This is a genomic window from Mesosutterella porci (genome assembly GCF_022134585.1).
GTDB classification, from domain to species: Bacteria; Pseudomonadota; Gammaproteobacteria; order Burkholderiales; family Burkholderiaceae_F; genus Mesosutterella; species Mesosutterella porci.
Genome location: NZ_JAKNCT010000008.1, coordinates 1 through 24535 on the forward strand (window position 1 = coordinate 1; position 24535 = coordinate 24535).

The 24535-nt window shown below is 57.4% G+C and carries 19 protein-coding genes, 3 tRNA genes and 1 rRNA gene; 17 read left to right on the forward strand and 6 right to left on the reverse strand.

Features of this window, described 5'->3' with window-relative positions; genetic code table 11:
• Positions 1 to 229 precede the first annotated feature (229 nt).
• The 4 genes from rrf to MAF45_RS07150 all read left to right on the forward strand — a co-directional run bounded on the left by rrf (position 230) and on the right by MAF45_RS07150 (position 4485).
• Positions 230 to 344, forward strand: a 5S ribosomal RNA gene (gene rrf / locus MAF45_RS07135).
• Between the two features lie 276 nt (positions 345 to 620).
• Positions 621 to 1868, forward strand: coding sequence for an LPS export ABC transporter permease LptF (gene lptF, locus MAF45_RS07140; RefSeq protein WP_237978951.1), 1248 nt, complete (start codon positions 621 to 623; stop codon positions 1866 to 1868).
• A 10-nt stretch (positions 1869 to 1878) separates the two neighbouring features.
• Positions 1879 to 3018, forward strand: a complete 1140-nt coding sequence (gene lptG, locus MAF45_RS07145) for an LPS export ABC transporter permease LptG (protein ID WP_237978952.1) — start codon at positions 1879 to 1881, stop codon at positions 3016 to 3018.
• A 42-nt stretch (positions 3019 to 3060) separates the two neighbouring features.
• Entirely contained in the window at positions 3061 to 4485 is a 1425-nt protein-coding gene (locus MAF45_RS07150) for a mechanosensitive ion channel family protein (RefSeq protein ID WP_237978953.1), read from the forward strand.
• Positions 4486 to 4549: 64 nt separating this feature from the next.
• On the opposite strand, the gene uvrA is transcribed toward MAF45_RS07150, so the two are convergent.
• From uvrA to MAF45_RS07165, 3 genes are all read right to left on the reverse strand, one after another.
• A complete protein-coding gene (uvrA, locus tag MAF45_RS07155; RefSeq protein ID WP_237978954.1) occupies positions 4550 to 10210 on the reverse strand; it encodes an excinuclease ABC subunit UvrA in 5661 nt (1886 codons plus the stop codon).
• A 400-nt stretch (positions 10211 to 10610) separates the two neighbouring features.
• Positions 10611 to 11879, reverse strand: a complete 1269-nt coding sequence (locus tag MAF45_RS07160; protein WP_237978955.1) for an ISAs1 family transposase — start codon at positions 11877 to 11879, stop codon at positions 10611 to 10613.
• Entirely contained in the window at positions 11867 to 12484 is a 618-nt protein-coding gene (locus MAF45_RS07165; RefSeq protein ID WP_237978956.1) for a hypothetical protein, read from the reverse strand. The genes MAF45_RS07160 and MAF45_RS07165 overlap by 13 nt, the downstream gene beginning before the upstream one ends.
• A gap of 145 nt (positions 12485 to 12629) precedes the next feature.
• On the opposite strand from MAF45_RS07165, the gene MAF45_RS07170 reads away from it, so the two are divergent.
• From MAF45_RS07170 to MAF45_RS07180, 3 genes are all read left to right on the forward strand, one after another.
• Positions 12630 to 12705 (forward strand) — tRNA-Ala (locus MAF45_RS07170).
• A gap of 119 nt (positions 12706 to 12824) precedes the next feature.
• A tRNA-Ala gene (locus tag MAF45_RS07175) sits at positions 12825 to 12900 on the forward strand.
• A 37-nt stretch (positions 12901 to 12937) separates the two neighbouring features.
• A tRNA-Glu gene (locus MAF45_RS07180) sits at positions 12938 to 13013 on the forward strand.
• Between the two features lie 140 nt (positions 13014 to 13153).
• Here MAF45_RS07180 and MAF45_RS07185 read toward each other — a convergent pair.
• Positions 13154 to 13459 (reverse strand): HPF/RaiA family ribosome-associated protein, encoded by a 306-nt coding sequence (locus tag MAF45_RS07185; protein ID WP_237978957.1) that lies wholly within the window; start codon positions 13457 to 13459, stop codon positions 13154 to 13156.
• 226 nt (positions 13460 to 13685) lie between these two features.
• Here MAF45_RS07185 and MAF45_RS07190 point away from each other — a divergent pair, with 226 nt between their 5' ends.
• The 4 genes from MAF45_RS07190 to erpA all read left to right on the forward strand — a co-directional run bounded on the left by MAF45_RS07190 (position 13686) and on the right by erpA (position 16070).
• Entirely contained in the window at positions 13686 to 14285 is a 600-nt protein-coding gene (locus MAF45_RS07190; protein WP_237978958.1) for a hypothetical protein, read from the forward strand.
• Between the two features lie 281 nt (positions 14286 to 14566).
• On the forward strand, positions 14567 to 14995 hold the full coding sequence (rplM, locus tag MAF45_RS07195; RefSeq protein ID WP_237978959.1) for a 50S ribosomal protein L13: 429 nt from the start codon (positions 14567 to 14569) through the stop codon (positions 14993 to 14995).
• A gap of 9 nt (positions 14996 to 15004) precedes the next feature.
• Entirely contained in the window at positions 15005 to 15397 is a 393-nt protein-coding gene (gene rpsI / locus MAF45_RS07200) for a 30S ribosomal protein S9 (RefSeq protein WP_237978960.1), read from the forward strand.
• 283 nt (positions 15398 to 15680) lie between these two features.
• Positions 15681 to 16070 carry an iron-sulfur cluster insertion protein ErpA gene (gene erpA / locus MAF45_RS07205; RefSeq protein WP_237979084.1) on the forward strand — a complete coding sequence of 130 codons (390 nt, stop codon included), beginning with the start codon at positions 15681 to 15683 and terminating at the stop codon, positions 16068 to 16070.
• Positions 16071 to 16114: 44 nt separating this feature from the next.
• Here erpA and MAF45_RS07210 read toward each other — a convergent pair whose 3' ends face one another.
• Together MAF45_RS07210 and MAF45_RS07215 are read right to left on the reverse strand one after the other, a co-directional pair.
• Positions 16115 to 17260 carry an anhydro-N-acetylmuramic acid kinase gene (locus tag MAF45_RS07210; protein WP_237978961.1) on the reverse strand — a complete coding sequence of 382 codons (1146 nt, stop codon included), beginning with the start codon at positions 17258 to 17260 and terminating at the stop codon, positions 16115 to 16117.
• Between the two features lie 115 nt (positions 17261 to 17375).
• Positions 17376 to 18815, reverse strand: coding sequence for a M23 family metallopeptidase (locus tag MAF45_RS07215; protein ID WP_237978962.1), 1440 nt, complete (start codon positions 18813 to 18815; stop codon positions 17376 to 17378).
• A gap of 193 nt (positions 18816 to 19008) precedes the next feature.
• On the opposite strand from MAF45_RS07215, the gene tyrS reads away from it, so the two are divergent.
• The 6 genes from tyrS to MAF45_RS07245 all read left to right on the forward strand — a co-directional run bounded on the left by tyrS (position 19009) and on the right by MAF45_RS07245 (position 24486).
• Positions 19009 to 20274, forward strand: coding sequence for a tyrosine--tRNA ligase (gene tyrS, locus MAF45_RS07220; protein WP_237978963.1), 1266 nt, complete (start codon positions 19009 to 19011; stop codon positions 20272 to 20274).
• A 24-nt stretch (positions 20275 to 20298) separates the two neighbouring features.
• Positions 20299 to 20745 (forward strand): D-aminoacyl-tRNA deacylase, encoded by a 447-nt coding sequence (gene dtd, locus MAF45_RS07225; RefSeq protein ID WP_237978964.1) that lies wholly within the window; start codon positions 20299 to 20301, stop codon positions 20743 to 20745.
• 134 nt (positions 20746 to 20879) lie between these two features.
• On the forward strand, positions 20880 to 22139 hold the full coding sequence (gene glyA / locus MAF45_RS07230; RefSeq protein WP_237978965.1) for a serine hydroxymethyltransferase: 1260 nt from the start codon (positions 20880 to 20882) through the stop codon (positions 22137 to 22139).
• 159 nt (positions 22140 to 22298) lie between these two features.
• Positions 22299 to 22766, forward strand: coding sequence for a transcriptional regulator NrdR (gene nrdR, locus MAF45_RS07235; RefSeq protein WP_237978966.1), 468 nt, complete (start codon positions 22299 to 22301; stop codon positions 22764 to 22766).
• A complete protein-coding gene (ribD, locus tag MAF45_RS07240) occupies positions 22766 to 23869 on the forward strand; it encodes a bifunctional diaminohydroxyphosphoribosylaminopyrimidine deaminase/5-amino-6-(5-phosphoribosylamino)uracil reductase RibD (protein WP_237978967.1) in 1104 nt (367 codons plus the stop codon). The genes nrdR and ribD overlap by 1 nt, the downstream gene beginning before the upstream one ends.
• Positions 23869 to 24486, forward strand: coding sequence for a riboflavin synthase (locus MAF45_RS07245; RefSeq protein ID WP_237978968.1), 618 nt, complete (start codon positions 23869 to 23871; stop codon positions 24484 to 24486). The genes ribD and MAF45_RS07245 overlap by 1 nt, the downstream gene beginning before the upstream one ends.
• Positions 24487 to 24535 lie beyond the last annotated feature (49 nt).

Here is a 24535-nt window from a genome sequence, read left to right on the forward strand (position 1 = left end):
GCTGGGTGTGGAAGCGCCGCGAGGCGTGGAGCTAACCAGTACTAATTGCCCGTGCGGCTTGATCCTATAACCGTGCTGCTTGAAGAAAAGAAGCTGCAGAGGTTTTGAAAGGGAAAAGCAAGGCGTGGAAAAAAAGCGATCGCGCCCTTGAAAGTTCTCATTCCTTCCGAAAGCCATTCGGTTCGTGCCGCGGAAGAAGAAGTCCCGCGGACAGGAACCAAAGCCTTTGCCTGACGGCCATAGCAGGGCGGTCCCACTCCTTCCCATTCCGAACAGGACAGTGAAACACCTTCGCGCCGATGATAGTCAGTTGTATTTCTGGTGAAAGTAGGTCACCGTCAGGCTTCTCCATCAAGCCCCTCCGGACATTCGTCCGGAGGGGCTTTTCCTTTTCCCGCTCGGAAAAGCGGGCCTTTTCGATCGAAGCCTCGAACCGCCCTGCGTGCGCCTCAAGACAAGTAGCCTGAGGCTGGTAGTTCCAGGAGGCAGGATTTGAAGTAAGCCTCCGTGTAATCTCTGAGCCTGCGGACATAGACTGCAAGTGAGATCCGCAGAAGTAAAACTCTACTTTTTGCTGCGTATTTCCTGACGCATTTCCCAAGGAACTGCCGAGGGAATGGATGACGCCCGATAATAAATTGTTTCTTCTCTTTGCGCGCCAGCCCTCAGTGTTCGGAAAGTTTGTTCTACAATCTCAAATCTGGCGGTTTTACGCCGTGTTCCCCGGCAGGCTTCAGGAAAATGTTTTTATGATATTCAAACGTTCGCTGGTTTCAGAATTTACGAATACAGCCGGGGGAGTATTCACTGTTCTTTTCTCAATCGTGTTGACCGTTGCGCTGGTTCGAATTCTGGCAAGGGTGAACAGCGGTTCTTACGATCAGGGATCGATTCTTCAAATCGTTCTGTATTCAGCATTGACCTACCTTGCACCACTTCTGGCCATGTCTCTGTTCATCGCGATTCTTATCGCATTGATTCGCAGCTGGCAACAGAACGAAATGGTGGTCTGGTTTTCTTCCGGCGGGCTGTCGCTCCTGGCGTGGCTCAGGCCGGTCATCCGCTTTTCTATTCCTATCGTTCTTTTGACCGCATTGGTTTCGCTGGTTCTGGCCCCATGGGCGCGCAACCAGATGGAGGTGAACAAATCCCAGTTCAGCCAGCGCGACGATACAGCAAAGGTCGCATCTGGGCAGTTCATCGAATCTCAGGGTGGTAAGCGGGTTTTTTTCATAGAGCAGGCTGATGAGGATCAGGAGTTTGTCAAAGGGATTTTTGTTTCTGAAAATCGCGGTGATAAAAGGACAATCGTGGTGGCCAGGGAAGGTCGCCTGATGACGAACGATGCAGGTGACCGCTACGTGGAATTAAAAAGCGGCCGTCGTTACGTCGTTCCGGCGCAGAAACCTTCTTTTCAAATTACCGAGTTTGATAAATACGGCATCCGTCTCGACATCAAGCCGGATCAGGCTTTGTCCGTCAACAAGGCCCAGGCTCTCACTACTGACGAGCTCTGGAAGAATCGGCAGGATCCAAAGAACATGGGACAACTTTTCTGGCGGCTGTCCTGGCCTTTCGTCGCACTGAACCTCGCACTGCTGGCGATACCGCTTTCTTTCTCGAACCCCCGGGCCGGCCGCTCGCTCAATCTTGTCGTTGCGGTCTTGATTTACATCCTCTACCTGAATTCAGTGTCAGCTGTTCAGACAATGATCACCAACTCTCGATTGACTTGGGTGCAGGGCATGCTGGCAGTCCATGGGGCTGTATTGCTGATAACGACAGTTCTTTTTATTCGCAGGATTTGGTTTCAACGTTGGTTGCCGCCTCAGCTGTCCATTGGTTATTGGCGGACTCGTGGTAAATAAGGTTTAGAGAATGCGAGTTATTACACGCCATTTGACAGCTCAGATTTTTCTGGCGACAGCGCTTGTTCTGCTGGCCCTCATTGGACTGTTCCTTTTCTTTGACCTGATTGCCCAGGTGGGAAAGATCGGCACGCGCTACAGTTTGGCGCAGGCCTTTCTGATCACAGCGCTCGAAATTCCATCCCGACTGTATGAGGTGATGCCAATCGCAGTGCTGCTGGGCGCGGTGTACACCCTCAGCCGCTGGGCCTCAACTTCCGAATTCACGATTCTGCGGGTTGCGGGACTGAGCCCCGTAGGTTTTGCAAAGGCCTTGGCCGTGCCGGCCGTTATTTTTGTCACCCTGACGTATCTTTTAGGTGAGGTGATCGCGCCTATGGCCGACCGCTTTAATAAGGACGTACAGGTGGTTATTAACAACAAGTCCATAACTTCGGAATCGTACAGATCGGGCGTATGGGCCCGAGATCAGATTCTTGGAAAAAATCGCGAAGCGCTCGGGGTGAGGTATGTTAACGTCAAGAGCCTTGACTCCGGGCGGGCGAAGTCGGCAAAAGGCTGGCGGGTGTTCGAGTTCAACTCTAATGACGAGCTGGTGCGGATGATTGAAGCTTCGGAAGGAAGCTATAACGGCAAGGAATGGATTCTTAAGAATGCCACTATTTTCAGGCTGCCAACCTTAAACCGGAATTCGGAAGCCGATGCGCCGTCGAAGATTCTGCTAAATCACGAATCAACCCTGCCTTTGAGGACATCGCTTGAGCCCAACATCTTAAGCGTGATGGTGGCCGATGCGCCGGAGTCTATGTCCATGGCGGATCTTTGGTCCTATCTCCAGCATTTAAGGAGCAATAAAGAAGAAACCGGGCGATATGAGATCGCATTTTGGAAAAAGGCGTTTTATCCGCTTTCCATTTTCGTTATGCTTGCACTCTCCATGCCTTTCGCGTATCTGAGTGCCCGCGCCGGAGGGGTCTCCATCAAGATTTTCCTTGGCGTGATGATCGGAATTTTGTTTTACGCTCTTAACAGCCTGTTCTCGTACTTGGGCGGTGCAAGCACGCTGCCGCCCGTGCTGGCTGCTCTCTTCCCGCCAGCCGTAGTGCTTCTGCTGGCAGCCTGCGCCGTGTGGCGAGTTGAGCATCGTTAGAAGTCACCTTTGTTTTTTCCCCCATTAAAAGGCTTGCAGCAGATGTCTGAAAATTCGCCTCTTTCCGAGCTCGCCCAGACCACGGTGTTGCTTGACAATATTGAGGAAGCCATTGTCAGCGGTTGGAAAACAGAGTATGTCTGGCAGCTGGCTGCGTTCGTCGTTGCCATTGCCGTTTCTTGGTTTCTCAGCCGTCGGTTCAATGCCTGGGCGTTCAGTCTCAGCCCCTCCAAGGCAGATGAGTCCTGGCACAGCCGGATCAGGAGATACTTGATCGACATCTCGAGCCATTTGTCTTTTTCGCTCATCGCAGCCTCGACTCTTTGGCTCCTTGTCTGGCTGATAGAACATGCCGGGCTGGTGTCGAGCCACAGCTCGCTGGTTTTCGCACAACTTGGCTATCTTGTTTTTTATGGGTTCGCCCTGCTAAGGCTGCTGCTTTACGCACTGCGCGGCATGTTAGGCGAAAAACTGGTGACTCCAGCGCTTACTAAGGTCATCACCTGGGTGTTCTGGATTCTGGTGGCGCTTGAATTTGCCGGGGTTCTTCCGGCGGTCATCCATTTCATGGAAACGCAGTCCATCCCAATCGGAAAGGAGAACCTCACCCTTTGGACTGCTTTCTCCGGCCTGGTGTCCGTACTGCTGACTTTGGGTGTGGCTAACTGGTTTGCCAACCTGATAGACGAGGCCTTTCGGCGTTCGGCGACGATGGCCCCGAACCTGAAAGTCGTCCTGGGTCGGATCTGCCGCTGGGTGCTGATGGTGGCGGCGGTCTTGATCGCCATGAGTTCTGTGGGCATTGATCTGACTGTGCTTTCAGTCTTTGGTGGAGCGCTGGGCGTTGGCGTTGGCTTCGGTCTGCAGAAAATTGCAAGCAATTACATTTCCGGCTTCATTATTTTGCTGGATCGATCTGTCAAAATTGGAGATTTTGTGGAGATCGGCGGATTCAAAGGGAAAATAACGGAAATAAACACCCGCTATACCGTTGTCAATGACTGGAACGGAGTCGACAATATTGTCCCTAACGAAACGTTTGTCACCAGCTCAGTAAAGAATTACTACCACACAGACAACGCCAGTGTTGCCGTGATTAAAGTGTCAGTTGCTTACGGCAGCGACCTGAACAGGGCCTTGGATATCCTCCGCGAGGAGGCTAACAAACCCGATCGAGTGATCAAAACCAAAAGAGGCTGGACCGGCATTACCAATCTGGGCGACAGCGCGGTTAATTTGGAGGCGGGAGTCTGGGTGTCGAATATAGGGGACGGAACGGTCGGCCTCAGGACGCAGATTCTGATCAATGTTCTGAAGCGCTACTCCGAGGAGGGCATCGAAGTGCCATTCCCGCAGGTCGATCTTCACGTGAGGGATGGGGCAGGGAAGTACATGAGCGCCGAGACGTTGGCTGCAGTTCTCGCGAACATGCAGGAAAGCGAGGCGAAACCCGCAGCTCAATCCTGAGGGCGCCTTTTTCGCACGTCCGGCCTCATGGGAAAAGGCGCGGTCGTGCGGAAAAATGCTGAGATCAGGCTTTTTTGGTGTGCTGTTTCATGAATTCAGACAGCACCTTTCCTGTCGGAGTGCCGGCAACGCTGACCTCGAGGGGGGTCCCTGTTGCTACAACATGGCCACCAGCACTCCCGCCTTCAGGTCCCATGTCAATGATCCAGTCGGCCTCAGCCATGACGTCAAGGTTGTGCTCTATGACTATGACTGTGTTGCCGGCATCTACAAGCCTGTGAAGAACGTTGACGAGTTTCTGCACATCGGCCATGTGTAGGCCCACGGTAGGCTCATCAAGGACGTAGAGATCTCCGGTTTTGTCCTGGCGGGCTGCCGCTACAGTTTCTCGCACTTTTGAGAGCTCCGCGACGAGCTTGATGCGCTGTGCTTCCCCGCCTGACAGGGTCGGCGAGGGCTGGCCCAGCGTCAGATAGCCTAGCCCCACCGAGTCAAGCAGCTTCAGGGGGCGCGCAATGGCAGGTGTCGATGCGAAAAACTCCGCGGCGTCCCTGACGGACATCTGCAGAATGTCCCCCGCACTTTTGCCTTTCCAGAGCACCTCTAGGGTCTGTTCATTGAAGCGCTTGCCCCCGCAGTCCTCGCAGATCACCTTGACCTCTGGCAGAAAGCTCATCTCAATGGTTCTCAGCCCCTGACCAGCACAAGTCTCGCATCGTCCTCCTTTGGTGTTGAAAGAAAAGCGGCTCGCCGTATACCCTCTCTCCTTGGCGAGATTGGATCCGGCAAGGATTTTACGGATTGCGTCCCAAATGCTGATATAGGTGGCGGGGCAGGAACGCGGCGTTTTTCCTATAGGCGTCTGGTCAACTTCGAGCACCCGTCCGACGCTCTGCCAGTTTTCAATGCTCTGACAGCCCTGCCATGAAGGTGTGGATTTTTTCCCTCTGCCAGCAATGGCCGCCTGCAGATTGCTCAACAACACGTCTCTGCAGAGGCTGGATTTTCCTGAGCCCGAAACGCCTGTTATGACAGTGAGCCTGTTCAATGGGAAGCAGACCCGGTCTACCTGCAGGTTGTGCAGTCGGGCCCCGACAAGCGTGAGGCATGGGTCTTTGGAAGGATTGAACGGCCGGCGCGGCGACAGCCTGTGCAGATGAGGATGCGCCAGCATCTGCCCGGTCACGGACTTCGGGGCTTTGATGATGTCGCGAACGGATCCCTCGGCGACCAGAGTTCCTCCCTCGCTGCCGGCGCCGGGGCCGATGTCGATGATATGGTCGGCTCTTCGGATGGTATCCTCGTCGTGCTCGACAACGAGTAGCGTGTTGCCTTTCTTTGACAAGGCGCCGATGGCGTCCAACAGTATTCCGTTGTCTCGTGGATGGAGACCGATCGTAGGCTCGTCCAGCACATAGCAGACGCCGCGCAGGTTCGAGCCCAGCTGGGATGCGAGTCTGATGCGCTGGGCTTCGCCCCCGGACAGCGTGGGAGACGCCCGGTCCAGCGACAGGTAACCCAAGCCCACCTTCGAGAGGAAAGACAGGCGGGAAGTAAGTTCCTTGAGAATGTCGCTTGCAATGGCTGCGTCGTGTTCAGACAGCCGCAGGCTCTTGAAGAAGCCGATGGCTTCATCCACGGTCATGCGGCACAGATCACTGATGCTGCGCCCCGAGAACTTGACTGCCAGGGCAATCTTATTTAACCGCAGCCCGTGACAGTCCGGACATATTGTTTCAGACTCCCCGGCTTCAGAGGCCCATGCCTGTTCCTCGCCAGTCTGACTGGCGTCGAATCCTTTCAAGAGAACTCCGGTTCCAAAGCAGGTCGGGCACCAGCCCATTTTGCTGTTGTAGGAGAACAGCCGGGGATCGAGATCAGGAAAGCTCATGTCGCAGGAAGGACAGGCTCTTTTGGTTGAGAACACCTCCATTTCAGGGAGCTTGCCTGCGGCGGGGATGGCATCAAGCTTCAATATGCCTACGATGCCCTTTCCCAGCGTGATGGCCGTGGCGATATGCGCTTTGAGTTCAGGAAGTGTTTTCTCCGTCACTTCCAGTTCTGCCACGGGCAGTTCAATAGAGTGTTCTGCATACCGGGCCAGTTTAGGGAATTTGCGGGTGTCGGCCAACTTGCCGTCTACGCGTAGTTCCTTGTAGCCGTGTTTGTCGGCCCACTTGGCAAGCTCTGTGTAAATGCCCTTCCGATGGGAAACAAGGGGGGCCAGGATCATGATTCTCGAGTTTCGGGATGATTTCCGGACCGCTTCAACTATGGCGGCTGGAGACTGGGGGCGGACCTCAATGCCGCAGTTTGGGCAGTACTGCGTTCCCAGCTTCATGAACAAGAGGCGCAGGAAATGGTAAATCTCGGTCATCGTAGCGACTGTGGATTTACGACCGCCGCGGGAGGTTCTCTGTTCAATGGCCACTGTGGGCGGTATTCCCAGCACGGCGTCCACATCTGCTCTTGCCGCAGGCTGGACAATGGAGCGCGCATAAGCGTTGAGCGATTCCAGATAGCGCCTTTGCCCTTCCTTAAAGACGATGTCAAAGGCCAGCGTGGATTTGCCCGATCCGGACAGACCGGTCACAACCGTAAATTTATCGCGCGGAATATTGACGGTGAGGTTCTTCAAATTGTGCTCGCGTGCGTTGACCACGCTGATCTGTCCTTTGAGGGCCCGCGCTTTGCCGCGGGACTGAGGGCTGAGCGCGGCGACCGGAGGCGTGCGAGTGAAGTTATGCTCAAAGGGCCGCCCGGACTCGATGGCCTGGCGGTATGACAACAGAGCTTGTCCGGTATAGGATTCACCGCAGGCTTCGATGTCCGGGACCGTACCGGCAGCCACGATACGGCCACCCGCATCGCCGCCTTCGGGGCCCAGGTCGATGATCCAGTCCGCATTGGCAATGACGTCGAGATTGTGTTCTACAACGAGCGCAGAGTGTCCGGCGTCGATGATTTTCCTTAGCGCTGCAAGCAGCTTGTCTATATCCGAAAAATGCAGTCCCGTCGTGGGTTCATCAAAAACGAGAAGTTTTCCTTTAGGCTTTTCCCCGGAATTGCGGGGCCTAGCGGGGCGCTGAAGCGCTTCTGCCAGGAAGCCTGCGAGCTTAAGCCGCTGCGCTTCGCCACCCGACAGGGAAGGGACCGGCTGCCCGAGCTTCAGGTAATCAAGTCCAACGTCGATGAGAGGGCGAAGGAGGGAGAGGATTTCCAGATCCTGTGAGAAAAAGGCGCAGGCCTCGGTGACCGTCATGTCCAGCACGTCTGCAATGGAGGCTTTGCGGCCGTTTCTTTCCAGCTTTGCCTGCAGGACTTCGTCCCGGTAGCGCCGGCCCTTGCAGTCAGGGCACTGGAGGTAGACGTCGGAAAGGAACTGCATCTCCACATGCTCATAGCCGGATCCCATGCAGGTCGGGCATCGGCCGTCTCCGGAATTGAAGCTGAAAGTGCTTGCCGTCCAGCCTTGGAGCCGGGCCACGTCTGTTTTGACGAATAGCTTGCGGATAGGATCGAATGCCCCGACATAGCTCACGGGATTTGACCGCGAGGTTTTGCCTATCGGCGACTGGTCCACAAAGTCCACTCCGTCGATGAGGTCAACGCCCTCCAGGGAGTCAAACTGTCCGGGTGTTTCCGACGGCAGCCCTTTCAGCTTGTTGATAGCGGGAACCAGAACATCCTGAATGAGGGTGGATTTTCCAGAACCCGACACGCCCGTGACGCAGGTCAGGCAGTGCAGGGGAATGGATACGTCAATGTTGCGAAGATTGTTGGCGCGCACTCCTTTCAGAGATAGGCAGTGCGTCATGTCCGGCTTCCGGCCGGCTGTATGAATGATTTTCTTTTTCCCGGACAAATACAGGCCGGTTTGCGTATTGGAAGCGAAAATCTCCGCCGGCGTGCCGGAAAAGTCGATGGTTCCCCCCTTTTCACCAGCCCCGGGCCCCATGTCGATAATGCGGTCTGCCTTGAGCATGACCTGAGGGTCGTGCTCAACTATGACCAGCGTGTTGCCCGCCGCCGTCAGACTGCGCATGATGAAGTTAAGGCGGTCCATGTCGCGGGGATGCAGGCCGATGGAGGGTTCGTCAAGAACAAACAGGGAATTCACCAGAGAGGTGCCAAGAGCGGTTGTTAGGTTAAGACGCTGCACTTCCCCTCCGGACAGGGTCCGACTCTGCCGATCCAAATCGAGGTACCCTACGCCGACGTCACACAGGTAACGGATCCTCGTCTGAATTTCCTTTAGGACTGGCAGCGCTTCCGGGGGCAGGGCCTGTTCAGTTGCAAAACTGTCAAAGAACCGCCGCAACCGGACCAGGGGCAGCCGCATTAGATCATGAACCGTGAGCCCCGGCAGCTTGTCAAAAAGGGGCTGGGGGATGGTGACGCCCTTGGGACGGAAGCGCTTGATTTCGGGCTCATCGCCTTGAGGCTTGAGTGCTGCGTCAGCGCTTGCGCAGGACCCAAGGCGCCAGAATAATGCCTCAGGCCTGAGCCTGGAGCCATTACAGTCCGGGCACACGGTGTAGCTCCTGTATCGGGACAAAAGCACTCTGATGTGCATTTTGTACGATTTCGTTTCGAGCCATTCAAAGAAGTGCCGGACGCCGTACCACTGGTGTTCCCAGTCTCCCGTCCAATCAGGGCTTCCCTCGAGGATCCACCAGCGGTCGTCCGGCGTGAGATCCTCGAAAGGAACGTCAGTAGGTATACCGGCCTTGCGGGCGTATCGCAGAAGATCCTGCTGGCACTCTGCAAAAGACGGAGTGCTCCAGGGCTTGATGGCGTGCTCTTCCAATGAAAGCCGGGGATTGGGCACTACTAGGCCGAAATCGACGCCGATAACTCTCCCAAAGCCTCTGCAGGTGGGACAGGCGCCCAGCGGGGAATTGAAGCTGAAGGTCGAAGGCAGAGCGGGGGCGAAGCTGAGCCCGCAGTCCGCACATCCGAAGTCCTGAGAGAAGTGCCATTGGGCGGCTTCTTTGCCATCTGCTGCGAGCGCCCTTACGGTCAGCTTTCCCTTGCCAAGCTTCAGGGCCTGCTCAATGGCTTCAATGGCGCGCGAGGCTTCAGCTCGCCCGGCTCGGAAACGATCTGCCGTGACCTCAAGATCCCAGCCGGCAGCGGAGGAAGTCTGCCGGTAGATGTGCGTGAAGCCCTGGGCTGACAGGGCGCTCAGAGCCTTGTTAAGCCCAAAACGACGGGGAATCAGGGCTGTGAAGTTGATCAGAAGCCTAGGGTCGCCTAAAGCGGCGGAGTATTTCTGGATTTTTTCCCAGATGGATTCGGGGTTCTCCTTCTCTATTTTTTTGCCGCAGCGGGGGCAGTACAGCGAGGCACATTTGGCAAACAGTAGCTTGATGTGATCGTTGAGCTCCGTCATGGTGCCGACCGTTGAGCGAGACGTTCGGACCGGATTCGTCTGGTCAATGGCAATGGCCGGAGGCACGCCTTCGATGGCGTCAACGCGGGGGCGGTCCATCCTGTCCAGGAACTGCCTTGCGTAAGGGCTGAGTGTTTCTATGTACCGGCGCTGGCCCTCGGCGTAAAGCGTGTCGAAAACCAAAGAACTTTTCCCTGAGCCGGAAACTCCTGTTACGACGGTGAGCTTTCCGAGGTCAAAGTCGACGGAAACGTTCTTCAGGTTGTTTTGTTTTGCTCCTCGAATCCGAATTTTCGGCTGAGCGAGAGCAGGAAGATTGGAGTGTGACACTTTGTTTTGTTCTGAGGTGAAGGCTGGATGTTTTTCTCTTTGCTTAAGGATAAACAATGCGTAAAGGAGTCATGAGGAGAGGGCAAAATTTTGCAGACCGTATTTTTTGCGGCCACACGGTCAGCGTGCAATCCTGCCGCCGGCATCGTCCAGCATTGTTTTATTCTCTGCCTTTCAAAAGCATCTGCCACGCTCTTCCTGCCGCTGGCTCGCTTGCAACTGTAAGCGAGCTGCTGGGACAGAAGAATTTTTTAGTAATTACGCACGAAGTGTACGTGTCCAACTCTGGGAGGGGTGGAACACGGACAAACTGAGGCTGGAAGTATAAATTTCAAGTCGATGCCGTTGCAAAGAGGTTCTTGCAGCCGACATCGACAACCGAAGCCCGGACTCTCTCTTTTTACGCGGGCTGCCCGACCGGTTTTCTGCCTCTCATGTTTGCCCTTATCAGGGCGGAGAGATTCTTCTTTTGGAGAAGAGGCAGGACAGTTGAAATCAGAGCAATGGGGTCGTCCTTGAATCGGATTTTGGTTTCCGTCATGGATTTGTCACCGAGAACGGCCGATGCAATCCTGTAAATCGAGTACACGATGTTGTTCATCGTGGCCATGACCTTGACCGCGTTGGCATCCATGAACGTGCACTTGTCTTCGCCGAGCGTCTGGTCTTTGAACAGGTGCAGCCCGTCTTCGATCTGCCATCTGTTGTCGATGGCTTCGGCCAGGAGTCTGTCGCCCGATTCGGATGCAATGAAATACTGAGGCAGAGGGCTGTAGTCTTTCTGGTGCTTCCGTTTGTGGGAAATCATCTTCACGTATGTCTTCTGCCCCGGCCAGCCACACCCGATGTATTGCTTGTCCAGGGGAAGAAATTCATAGTCGCACTCGTTGTATGACATTGAGGAACATGTCCCGGATTTCCGCTCGAAGCGAGAGGCGATTTCTGCAAGGAGTTCCTCCTGGTTTGCCTTGACCTTGAAGACATATCCACCCTTTTTCCCGCAGATGATCCGGGAAGTTTCCCTCTGGCAGTGCAGGGCATCGGCGGTGACGATGGTGTTGCGCAGGTTGTATTTTGGCAGCATGCGCTGGAATTCCTTGATTTCAGAATCCTTGTCCGTCAGGGGAACCGAGGGCAGGCAGACAGCCTCAGAGGGACTGTATATGTTGAAGACGTTCAGATTCCTTGCGCCCCCTTTGCCTGAGCCGTTGAAGGTTTTTCCGTCGCCGGAAAGGATCTTCCTGCGCCCCCTCGATGCATGATTCAATCCTGTCAGGCGCTGCAGGAACTCCCGGATTCTTTCAAGGAATGCATCTCGCAGGGCATTGGCATCCAGATGCCCGAAGATACGCCGGAAAGTGTCGTGAGACGGGACCTTGCCTTTTTCAATCAGTCCCAGGGCAACAAACTCGTCCTCCTTGATCCGCACATAGGTTGCCGCATAGTGGAAGGAATGCAGTTCTCCCTTCATCGCGAGCACGAAACAGATGGCAAGGAGATTTTCGAGACGGTAAACGGTTTTACCGGGATTGCGGAAGTTCCTGACGCCGGAAAGAATGTGCACCAGGGGGTGAATTTCCCGTTTCCCAACCGTATACGGCGTGTCCAGATTCTGAAAGAAAAGGGCAGCGCATTTCAGCGAATCAAGGACCTCTGTCAGCTCGGCCATGTTTTCACCCCGTGTTTTCCGAGAATCTCCAACGCTTCTGCCGGATAAGCGGGAACAGTTGCAGCCAGTGAGTCGACGACGCACAGGCGCATCAGCAGTTCAAAGTCGATTCGGTCGTCCCCGAAAAGGAGCTGTTGTTCCTGCAGGATTTTTGAACTCAGACGCTCGACCCGCAGCAGGTTTTCCGGCCGGACCTGCCGCAACAGGTCAATTTGCCCCGCGGTGAGCCGGCAGCAGCTGAGCGCAGTGTCTGAAACCGTGCCGAAGACATAGAGCACGATGGCGAGCGGGATCAGGACTTTGGCTGATTCCGGGGAGCCGTTGAACATGGACTGCTGCAGGACTCGGTGGTGGCGCCGCATCAGGAAGTCACTCAGCCCGAACTCCTGGTATGTGACTGGATGACGGGACGGAGTGCTTTTGCGCTGCAGGGAGCCATCCTCGCGGATGGTGCCGATGTACTCCTGCGTGAGGACCGGATAGCTTTTGCCTTCGACTCGGTGCGATGAGATCCGGAAGAGCTGGTAGGAACCGCCCTTGTGCCGGACATCGTAGCCGGTCTTCTTATATGGCTTTGCAAAATCGGGAAGTTTTTCGATCTTCATGCGTGTATTATACTAAATATATAATACACGTCAAAAAAATGGGACTCAGTCCCGAGATACCGTCGGATTTTCGTGCGTAATGACTATTTTTTCTTTGAAGACTTGCTTTTCTTGATTTAAACAAATATAATGCCTCTCCGTCTCTGGGGGTATAGCTCAGCTGGGAGAGCGCTTGCATGGCATGCAAGAGGTCAACGGTTCGATCCCGTTTACCTCCACCAGACTTCTCAGAATCCCATCCTTGCCGGATGGTTTTTTTTCTCCGGCCGGATGCAGGAACAGTGGATGGAGCAGAGGTTTGCGTTTTTTAGTTTTCTCTGCTAATATTCCAAACTCTTTTGGGGGTATAGCTCAGCTGGGAGAGCGCTTGCATGGCATGCAAGAGGTCAACGGTTCGATCCCGTTTACCTCCACCAAATTTCTGTAGTGCCTGTGTCAAGAAGTATGGAAGTGGTCCCCATCGTCTAGTGGCCTAGGACACGACCCTTTCACGGTCGGTACAGCAGTTCGAATCTGCTTGGGGACGCCACAGAAACGGCCGCCCGCGCAGGGCTTGTAGTGTGAACGGGAGCCTGAAGGCTCCTTTTTTTGTACTTGCATTGGTTAGTAAAAAAAATCAGCCGCTTCCTGAAAGAAAGCGGCTGAAAGTTAGAAAATCAGAGGATTGTGTTACGGCTGACGGAGTTTCGCGGCTTCTTCCTTAATAGAGCGTTCCGCCTTGTCGAACGCTTCATTCAAGGCGGCGATCACGTCGGTGCCCTGACGATTGATGACTACATTTTTGCCTGAGGTCACGAAGTCAAGGCGAACGTTGAAAAGGCTGGTGGTCTGGTGGCCGTCTTGAGAGATGGTGGCCCTGACAGAGCCCAAGCGGCTGTCAAATTTTGTCAGAGCCTCGGCTTTTTCGTTGATTGCAGCCTCAACTGCAGGAGAGCGGGAAATGCCGTGGAAAACTACTTGAGGCGTCTGGAGCATATACAAACCTCCTTATTGTTATGATGCTGAACTTTTGGCCTGAACCGGGATGCCGGGCCAGGCGTCGAAGAGATGAAACTTTTAGTGCATCTCTAACACAAGTGTAGCCTGCGCGATGAAATTTAGCGCAATTTTTTAACCAAAAAACTATCAATTCTGGAATCTCGCCGGAATATTCGGCAAGAAATTGAAATTTAATCCGCAACATGGAAAAGGATCAAAAATGATGGATCGGAAACCTTGGGAAGCTCGTGAGTCGCACCGTGAAAGTTTTGGCGGACGCCGCGAATGGAATTCTGAGCGCAGCGACCGCCGTTTTGGCGGAGACCGCCGCTTCGGCGATGATCGTCCGCGCTTTGACCGTTTTGATGACAACCGCCGTTTCGGCGATGACCGCCCGCGCTTCGGCGGCCGCCGCTTTGGCGATGACCGTCCCCGTTTCAACCGGGACCGCTACAGCACCAAGACCGGCCCCCGCGCCCGCGCTTTCAACGAAAATCGTTACCAGGACCGCGAGGACTACAGCAAGCGGCAGATTGTCAAGATCGATGCCGAGGTCGCAGCTTTCTTCCCGACCGCCAAGGATGTGAACGAAGCCCTGCGCCTGGTGATTGCGCTCACCCGCCGCGTGAAGGCTCCCGAAGAGGCTCAGCCTGAGGCCAAGGCTCTCCCGGAAGGGGATCTCGAGGCAGACCAGGAATCGGGTCAGGCTGCGGAAGCCGCTGCTCCTTCTGAAGAAGAGGCTGATGCCGGTGTCCGCGAGGGTTCGGAAGACGAGGCCGAAGAGCCCCTGCCGCAGGACGAAGAAGCTCCCAAGGCCCTGTAACAGGCGATCTAAGGCAGTTTCAGCCGGGAGGTGGACAAGCTGCGCATTTTTATTGTAAAATGCGCACCCTGACTGTCGCCAGGGACGTGTGCTTGCCCCAATTCCACTTGCCCGGCCCGACCATTCAGTCGGAGTAATGAAAGCACAGCCGGCGCGGGATGTTGCAACACCCCCGCTGATGCAGGACGCTTTCCAGTTGAACATTCCCGAAAGGGATGTGAATTTTTTTATCGATGCCGCGCGGACGCCATGCCGTGCGGTTTTAAAAAGGTGAATCGCAAATGAAGACCTTCACGGCAAAGCCGCAAGAGGTTAAGCGCGACTGGTACGTCATCGACGCTACTGGCAAGGTGCTCGGCCGCCTCGCTGCCGAAATCGCGCTGCGCTTGCGTGGCAAGCACAAGCCGGAATATACGCCCCATGTTGACACGGGCGACTACATTGTCGTTATCAATGCTGATAAGCTGGTTGTGACCGGCTCCAAATTTGAAGACAAGCGCTACTATCGCCACACCATGATCCCGGGCGGCATCTACGATATGAGCTATCGCCAGATGCAGGAAATGCATCCGGGGCGCGTGCTTGAAAAGGCTGTCAAGGGGATGCTTCCCCACGGCCCGCTTGGCTATGCCATGATCAAGAAGCTGCATGTCTATGCTGGCGCTGAGCATCCGCACACCGCGCAGCAGCCCAAGGTTCTGGATATCTGAGGTTGAACGATGATCGGAAATTACAACTACGGCACTGGCCGTCGCAAGAGCTCCGTCGCCCGCGTGTTCATGAAGAAGGGCACCGGCAAGATCGTCATCAATGACCGCGATATCGAGCAGTTCTTCCATCGTGAAACCAGCATCATGATTGTCCGTCAGCCGCTCGTGCTGACTGACAACAAGGAAGCCTTTGACATCATGGTGAATGTCCAGGGCGGCGGCGAAACGGGTCAGGCCGGCGCTATCCGTCACGGCATCACCCGCGCGCTCATCGACTATGACGCAGGTCTCAAGCCTGTCCTTTCCAAGGCTGGCCTGGTGACCCGCGACGCCCGTGAAGTGGAGCGTAAGAAAGTCGGCCTTCGCAAGGCCCGCCGCGCCAAGCAGTTCTCCAAGCGTTAATCGGCCAGTCGCTCTTTCCGCCGCGATGTTCTGCGACGGAAAGACGAGTTGCGGAAGCACACCCCTAGCGGTGTGCTTTTTTTTGGGGCTTTCTGCCGAAGCGGCTTTTCTCCGCGGAAGGTGACGGCCTCATGAGCGCCGAAGCAGTCTGCTATGATGCGTGTCTCACTGAGAAAGAGAGGTGCTGCGTGGCCTGAGCGGTCCTGCTGCCGTTTTTAAACGGGGGTACCATGAGGCATACGTCAGGCCCGACACATAAACAGGATTAAATATGGCTGAAGCAATGACCGCTGAGAAAAAAGCGGAAACAGTTCCAGAGTTTGGCACTCTGCCCGACCCCATCCAGTTCAGCGATGCCGCCGTGCAGGCGGTGAAGGGGCTTCTGGAAGACGAAAAGAAGCGGAATCCCGGCATCAACCTGATGCTGAGGATTTTTGTGCAGGGCGGTGGATGCGCTGGCTTCCAGTACGGCTTTGAGTTTGTCGAAAAGGCGGAAGACGATGACACGCGCATTGAAAAGGACGGCGTCACCTTCCTCGTCGACTCCATGAGCTATCAGTATCTCGTGGGCGCCTCCGTCGATTTCAAAGACGATCTGGACGGAAAGCAGTTTGTCATTAAAAATCCGAACGCTACCACGACGTGCGGATGCGGGTCGTCTTTCAGCGTCTGAGTTTTTCTGTCCCCGCAGATTCTTCGGGGACGTAAAGTTGTTGTTCAGGAGGCCCGGCGAAGCGACCTTGGAGCGGGATACAGGGCGCCAAGCCGCCTCGGCCCGGCAGCGCCTGTCACGTCTGGGCAGTTGCCGGCCTCTCCTTTGATCCAGGCATAGGCGAGCCAGGCGAAAGCCATTCCTTCAACGTCCATGGCTCGGACCCCGAGTTCATCGGTTCTGGCGATGGTCCTTGTCGGCATAAGGACCGCGATTTCCCGCGCAAGCGCACCGTTGAGGGCTCCTCCGCCGCAAAGGTAGATCTCCTCGGTTTCCGGACAGTAAGCTGTTACAGCATTTGCGATTCCTCGAGCTGTCAGCGCGAGCAGTGTGGCCTGAATGTCGCGGTTTCTGAGCGAACGGCCGCACTGAGCGATGTGGCTGCGCAGCCACTCCATGTTGAAAAGTTCGCGCCCCGTGCTTTTCGGCGGTGCAGATGCAAAGAAAGGATCCGCGAGCATTCGATTCAGCAGATCGGGCTGCGCGAGTCCGCTTGCAGCCCAGGCGCCGTCTTCGTCATAAGGTCTTCCGGTTCGGAGCTGGCACCAGTGATCCATCAGAATGTTGCCAGGTCCGCAGTCGAACCCGAACACGGTCTTCCCTGAGGCTTTCGAGGGCAGTACTGTGATGTTGGCGATGCCCCCGATATTCACAATGCACCTGTTGGCTGTTTCCGATTGAAAGACTTTTTGGTGGAAGGCCGGGACAAGCGGAGCTCCCTGCCCCCCGGCGGCGAGATCCGTGCTCCTGAAGTCGGCGATGACGTCAATGCCGGTGAGCTCTGCGAGCCTTGCAGGGTTGTTGAGCTGAATTGAGAAGTGGCGCTGAGGGACATGGCGAACCGTCTGACCGTGCGCGCCGAGCGCCAGAACCCGGTCACGGGAAATGCGTGTCTGTGAGAGCAGTTTGTCTACGGCACGGGCATAGACCTCGGCTAGGGCGAGGGAGGCCTGGCCGGCCCGCTCCAGCTCGTTGACGCCCGGACTGCAAAGCCCGAGCAACTCCTGCCGCAGATCCGGGGCGAACGGCTCGTGGGCCCTTCCACGGAACACTGGATCACCCCGGCGGAAATCGACGGCCACAGCGTCTGCTCCGTCGAGACTGGTGCCGGACATCAGGCCGATGCACAGAGCGGAATCGATCTGCGGCATGAACAAGAGCAGCTCCTTCTTTTGCTGTAGGTGAAACGATCCGGGTTTACCCCGGATCGCTCAAGTATCTTAACATGGGCCGGGCTGCCTTTTTTGGAGGCGGAGAGGGAGGCGTTCAGCCTTGGCGCTCCGGGGTTTTTGCTCCTGCGGAGGCAACGGCCGAAGCTTCGCCGGATATTTCCGCTGCAGGCACGGTTCGGCCGGCGGCGGACGCCACGGCTTTTTCCTGCCGATCGAAGGCCTGAGCGATCGACGCGATTCTGGGCCTGGCAGCTGACAGGTATCTCGACGGCAGATCGGTTCCTCCGGGCAGCGCGACTGCGGAAGGATCCACCGGCTTGTCGTTCACATGGAATTCGAAATGCACATGCGGGCCCGTGGCGAGGCCGGAGGAGCCGCAGTAGCCAATCAGCTGCCCGCGGGTTACGACTTTGCCCGGCTGAATGCCGCGCGCATACCCGCTCAGATGCCCGTAGCGGGTCATGATCCCGCCTCCGTGCCTGATGTCAATGCGGTTGCCGTAGCCGCTCAGAGACCTGTCGGCAGCTTTCACGATGCCATCGGCTACGGCGTAGACGGGGGCTCCCCTGGGTGCGGCGAGGTCAACTCCGAGATGCGGTCGCACGCGTCCGAGCACCGGGTGACGGCGCCCAGCGCTGAAGCCTGAGGTCATGCGGAAGGCATTGAGCGGAAAGCGTCGGAAGGACAGGCGGGCGGTTTTCCCGTCCGCGAAGTAAAAGCCGCCCTGCGGCGTGCCGTCGTCGAACCAGAACAGCGGAATGGTGAGGCCGCCGTGCGTGAGGGAAACGGCAAGAAGACGCCCTGAGCCCACGGTCTGGCCATCGATGGACCGTGTTTCGTAGGCGTATGAAATGCTGTCACCTTTGCGGGCAAGTGACAGAAGCTTGCCGGTTTTATATGGCACTGAAGCCGCGGCCTGAGCGACATCCTCAGGGATGCCGGCCCTTTCAGAAGCTTCCTGCGCTCCGCTGTCGACGGTGACGGTGGCGGCGAAAGTGCGTACCTTCCATTCAAAGGGGGCGCTGCTCACCGTGAAGTTCCCGGAGGAGCGGCCGATGGTCACGCGGCGCTGTCCGAGCCGGCCCCGTTCAAGGTAGAGCGACAGACTGGAGACGGTACCGTCAGGGTTGACGTCGGCTTCCGCCAGAAGCCCTTGGGCGGGATAGGCAAAAACGGAAGCGTCGGCGTTCGAATAGATGAAACGCTGCAGCTCGGGGTCGGAAATTCCAAGCCTCGCAAGCAGAGATGCCGTTGTTTCGGCGGGGTTCACCGTCAGGGTCGTGTGGCGCAGCCCGCTGCTGGCAGGCGAGCTCGCCGCAGTTTCTTCGGCAGGGTGAAGGTCGTCCGCGGTTACCGCAATGGTGGCCAGAGCGGCGGACAAAGGAAGCGCAGCCACGGCAGCGGCTATTGCAATCTGGTTGCGGGACCAGCCGGGACTGCGCAGCGGCAGCCTCTGCATCAGGCGCTCGACGCCGCGCAGCAGGCACGCCGCAGCGCCATTGAGCTTAGACAGCAGTAAGTGGGGCCTGAACATGCAGAGAAAAGAATTGAAAGGTTAAGTAATTCTTAAAGTATAACAATTGGGATGATTCAGCCGCCCCCAAATCCGTGCGCTAAAACTTTTTTTTACATTTTTGTAAGATAATGCTGAACAATTTATTTTGATTCCGGCAGGCTTTTGCCCGAGAGGCTGGGCGCTGAGGAGATCGTAACGGTTGGGACAATCGATGGAAGAAGAAACACAGAAGAAGACGCCGCAGGCCGAGAAGTACGAAGTGACGGATCAGGATCGGGAGGCCCTCGCGCTGATCAAGCGGGGAGCCGACACGCTGCTGATTGAAGACGAGCTGCTGCAGAAGCTGGCCCGCTCACGCGTCGCCGGAAAACCGCTGCGCTGCAAGCTAGGGCTGGATCCGACCGCGCCGGACATCCACCTCGGCCATACGGTGGTGCTCAACAAGTTGCGCCAGCTGCAGGATCTCGGGCACACGGTGATTTTCCTGGTCGGGGACTTCACCGCCTCGATCGGAGATCCTTCGGGGCGCAACGTCACCCGCCCGCCGCTGTCTTTTGAACAGATCAAGGAAAATGCGGAGACTTACCTCGATCAGGCCGGACGCGTACTGGACCCGGCCAAAACCGAGGTCAGATACAACTCCGAGTGGAGCAACGCGCTGGGGTCCGTGGGGCTCATCAAGCTGGCTTCGCGCTATACGCTCGCCCGGCTGCTGGAGCGCGATGACTTCGCCAAGCGCTTTTCTCAGAATCTGCCCATCGCCATGCATGAGCTGCTGTATCCGCTGATGCAGGGGTACGATTCCGTGGCCCTCAAGGCCGACCTGGAGCTTGGCGGGTCAGACCAGCGCTTCAACCTGATCGTGGGCCGCGAGCTTCAGCGCCAGTACGGCCAGGAGCCTCAGTGCATTCTGACGATGCCGCTGCTGGTCGGCCTTGACGGCGTCAACAAGATGAGCAAGTCGAAGCACAATTACATCGGCATCACGGAGTCTGCCGACAGCATGTTCGGCAAAGTGATGTCCATCTCCGATGATCTGATGTGGAACTGGTACGACCTGCTCTCGCTTAAAAGTAACGCTGAGATTGCGAAAATCAAGGATGAATGCCTGCAAGGGAAGCGCAATCCACGCGACGCCAAGGCTGAGCTCGCCCGCGAGATCGTTGCCCGCTTCCACGGAGAGGAGGCGGCAAAGGCCGCCGATGAGGAATTCTCCAGGCGCTTTAAAGGCGGGGAGATGCCCGATGCAATTCCGGTGGTCACGGTGCCGGCTCCGGACGGATCCCTGACTCTTGGACGGCTGCTGAAAGAGGCAGGGCTTGTCGCCTCCACGACGGAGGGGAACCGGAACATCGACCAAGGAGGCGTGAAGGTCAACGGCGAGAAGGTGACTGACAGGGCCGTCCGCGCCAAGGCCGGCGAGACGCTCGTCGTCCAGGTCGGAAAGCGCAAGTGGGCGCGCGTGACGGTTCGCTGAGAGCCGGCAGCGGGAGCCGTCGGGATGCTTGCTTTGTTGCAGCGGATTGATCGCGCCGCCGTGCGGGTGCAGGGCTCGGTGACGGGCAGCTGCGGACGCGGCCTGCTGGTTTTTTTCTGCGCTGAGCGCGGTGATACTCCGGAGCTTGCTGCAAAGCTGGCACGCAAGACCGCCAGGATGCGGATCTTTGCCGATGACGTTGGCAAAATGAACCGCAGTCTGCTCGATGTGGGTGGCGAGGCTCTGGTCGTCTCCCAGTTCACCCTGGCCGCGGACACAAGCTCGGGGAACCGTCCGAGCTTTGCTCCTGCCGCCGCCCCTGAGGACGGGCGGCGGCTGTACGAGCTGTATGTCAAGGCGCTATCCCGCGAGGGTGTTCCGTCCGTTCAGACTGGGCGGTTCGGGGCCCATATGGAGGTCGAGCTTTTGAATGACGGTCCGGTCACCCTGATGCTTCGGGCGAAGGCTTAGCCGCAGCAGGATCATCCGCGCCCATGGCGCGGCCTGCCGAGTCCGTATAATCATTGCTGTGTGAGACGCGGCCCCGGTCACCGGGGCTGAGTTGTTTTTTTCTGACTTCGGCTTTTTTACAAGAGGTTTTCTACATGTATCAGCCAACAACTCTTGCCGTGAGCGACCCGGAGGTCTGGGCGGCCATCGACGCGGAAAACAAGCGCCAGGAAGACTACATTGAGCTCATCGCGAGCGAAAACTACACTTCTCCTGCGGTCATGCTTGCGCAGGGCTCTCAGCTCACGAACAAATACGCCGAAGGCTATCCCGGCAAGCGTTACTACGGCGGCTGTGAAAACGTCGACGTGGTGGAGCGCATCGCTCAGGAGCGTGCCCGCAAGCTCTTTTGCGAGCCGGCCGGGGTCGAGATGGCGGTGAACGTGCAGCCGCACTCCGGCGCACAGGCCAATATGGCGGTTCTTTTCGCTACGCTCGAGCCGGGCGACTGCTTCATGGGGATGTCGCTGGATGCCGGCGGGCATCTCTCGCACGGCATGCGCCTTAATTTCTCCGGCCGGTATTTCCATTGCGTTCCGTACGGTCTGAATGAGAAAGAGGACATCGATTACGAGCAGGTGGAGCGCCTCGCTCAGGAAAACAAGCCCAAGCTCATTATCGCCGGGGCTTCGGCTTTCTCCCTGAAGATCGACTTCAAGCGCTTCGCCGACATCGCCCACAAGGTTGGAGCCCTGCTCATGGTCGACATGGCCCATTACGCGGGCATTATCGCCGCAGGGGTTTATCCGAGCCCCTTCCCGTATGCCGATATTGTCACGACGACCACGCACAAGACGCTGCGCGGGCCCCGCGGCGGCATTATTTTCTGCCGTCCGGAGCTGGAAAAGAAGATTAATTCGGCCGTGTTCCCCGGCATTCAGGGCGGTCCCCTGATGCATGTGATCGCGGCGAAAGCTGTGGCCCTTGGGGAGGCGCTGAAGCCTGAATACCGCCTCTGGGGCGAACAGGTCGTGAAGAACGCCGCGGCGATGGCCGACGAGCTGGTGAAGAAGGGACTGCGCATTGTGTCCGGACGGACGGAGAGCCACGTGATGCTGGTGGACCTTCGCCCGAAGCACATTACGGGGAAGGCCGCCCAGGCTCTGCTGGAGGCCGGGCACATGACTGCCAACAAGAACGCCATCCCCAATGACCCGGAAAAGCCGTTCGTTACCTCCGGCATCCGCCTCGGAACTCCTGCCATGACGACCCGCGGTTTCAAGGAGGCTGAAGTCCGCAAGGTGGCAGACCTGATCGTCACCCTGCTGGAGCACCCCGAAGACGCGGCCGTGCTCGAGCAGGTGAAGGCCCAGGTGGCGGAACTGACGCACGCCTTCCCTGTTTATAGGAAATAAGTCCTTTTCACAGGCAGAGGCCGGGGCGGGAACCACCGCCTCGAGCCTCGCAGACGAAAGCGGCAGTTCGATGCAGGGCGGGCGGCTAGGGAAAGGGCGGTGCGCTTTGCTTCGCATCTGCGGCCGTCCCTGCGGGAAAAACAGAGGGAGTTCTAAAGCATGCGTTGTCCCTTTTGCCACAGCAATGAAACCCAGGTGATAGATTCCCGGTCTTCGGAAGAGGGCTGGGCTATCCGCCGCCGCAGGAAGTGCCCGAACTGCGGCAAGCGCTTTACGACTTATGAAAGGGTGGAGCTCGCTTTGCCGGCCATCATCAAAAAAGGCGGTGCGCGTACGGAGTTTGACGCGAAGAAGCTGCGGGCGTCCATGATGCTGGCCCTGCGCAAGCGTCCGGTGCCCCTCGAGAAAATCGATGAGGCGGTCAGCAACATCGAGCAGCGCCTGATGGCCCTCGGAGAGCGCGAGGTCAAGAGCGAGAAAGTGGGACTTTACGTGCTCGAAGAACTGCGGCGGCTCGACTCCGTGGCCTACATCCGGTTCGCCTCGGTTTATTTCAATGTAGAGAAGCCCGAGGCTTTTGTGGAGCTGCTCCGAGAAGCAACCGAGGGCAAGGGAGACAAGCACTGATGGCAGAAGAATCGGATCTGCGCTTCATGCGCATGGCGCTGGAGCTTTCGGCGCGGGGACGCGCGATCGCGCCTCCCAACCCGTCCGTGGGCTGCGTGATTGTTAAGAACGGCGTCGTGATCGGCAGAGGCTACACACAGAAGGCCGGAGGCCATCACGCTGAAATTGAGGCTCTTCAGGATGCGGCAGGCCGCGGCGCGGATGTTGCCGGCGCCACGGTGTACGTCACGCTCGAGCCCTGTTCGCATTACGGCCGCACGCCCCCGTGCGCGAAAGCTCTCATAGATCACCGGGTGGGCCGCGTTGTTGCGGCGATGACCGACCCGAATCCGCTCGTTGCTGGCAAAGGCCTTGCCATGCTCGAGGCCGCAGGCATTCCGACCGAGCGCAATGTGCTGCAGAAGGAAGCCTGGGAGAGCAACCGCGGGTTTTTCACGCGCATGACTCGCGGCACGCCTTGGGTGAAGCTGAAGGCCGGGGTTTCCATTGACGGGCGGACGGCGCTTGAAAACGGGCAAAGCCAGTGGATTACGGGCGAGGCTTCCAGAGCGGATGTCCAGAGGCTTCGCAGCGAGTCCGGCGCCGTTCTCACAGGTATAGGAACCGTTCTTGCAGATGACTGCCGTCTCACCGCACGGCCGGCGGGCCGGGATCCGTCCAGCGTGCGCCAGCCGCTGCGGGTGGTTGCTGATTCGCAGCTTCGCATGCCGGAGGCGGCTAGAGTGATCGGGGAGGGCGGCTGCCTGGTGGCCTGCGCCACTGCCGACGGCATTCGCGCCGCCGCTCTGCGGTCCCGGGGCGCGGAGGTCGTCTCGTTGCCGGGAGCCGACGGGAGAGTGAATCTGCGGGAGCTTTTGGTGGAGCTGGGGCGCCGGGAGGTCAACGATCTTCTCGTGGAGGCGGGCTCCGTGCTCAATGCCGCGCTCCTGCGGGCCGGGCTGGTCGATGAAATCGTCCTTTATGTTTCCCCGATGCTGATCGGGCGCGGGCGCGGCCTGTGGGAGCTGGGCCCGTACCAGTCCCTGTCCCAGGCCGAGAAGTGGTCGTATCATTCCGTAGCCCGACTGGGGGAAGATTTACGCATTGATTTGAGGAAAAACTGATGTTTACAGGAATTATTCAGGCGGTTGGCATGGTGCGCGAGCCCGAGAAGCTGGGCGATGGGCTGAGGCTGACCATCGATGCGCCGAAACTCGGCCTGGATCAGGTTCAGGTTGGAGAGTCCATCGCGGTGAACGGCGCCTGCATGACTGTCGTTGAAAAAGGAGTGGACTGGTTCAAGATCGACGTATCTGCGGAATCGCTCTCCAAGACGACGGGACTGGATACCTTCGGGCCGGTTAACCTCGAAAAGGCCATGCGTCTGGGCGACCGCGTCGACGGGCACCTGGTGACCGGGCACGTGGACGGGATCGGAGAGGTCATATCCATGGACAGGGTGGCCGAGAGCTACCGTCTGGTCATTCTCGCTCCGAAGAAAATGGCCCCCTGCATCGCCTACAAGGGATCCATCGCGGTCAACGGCGTTTCGCTCACGGTCAATACCGTGGAGGACACAGCGGTGGGGCCGCGCTTTTCAATTAATCTCATCCCCCATACGATGGAGGTGACGACGCTGAAGCTGCTCAAGCCCCAGAGCATGGTGAACCTTGAGGTGGATGTCATCGCCCGGTACGTTCAGCGCGGCCTCGAGCTGCGCGACGGGGACGAGCTGCTCTGACAAGCGGGAAGCTGTGGAAAGGATGGCTCCGCGCCGGAATTTCCGCCGG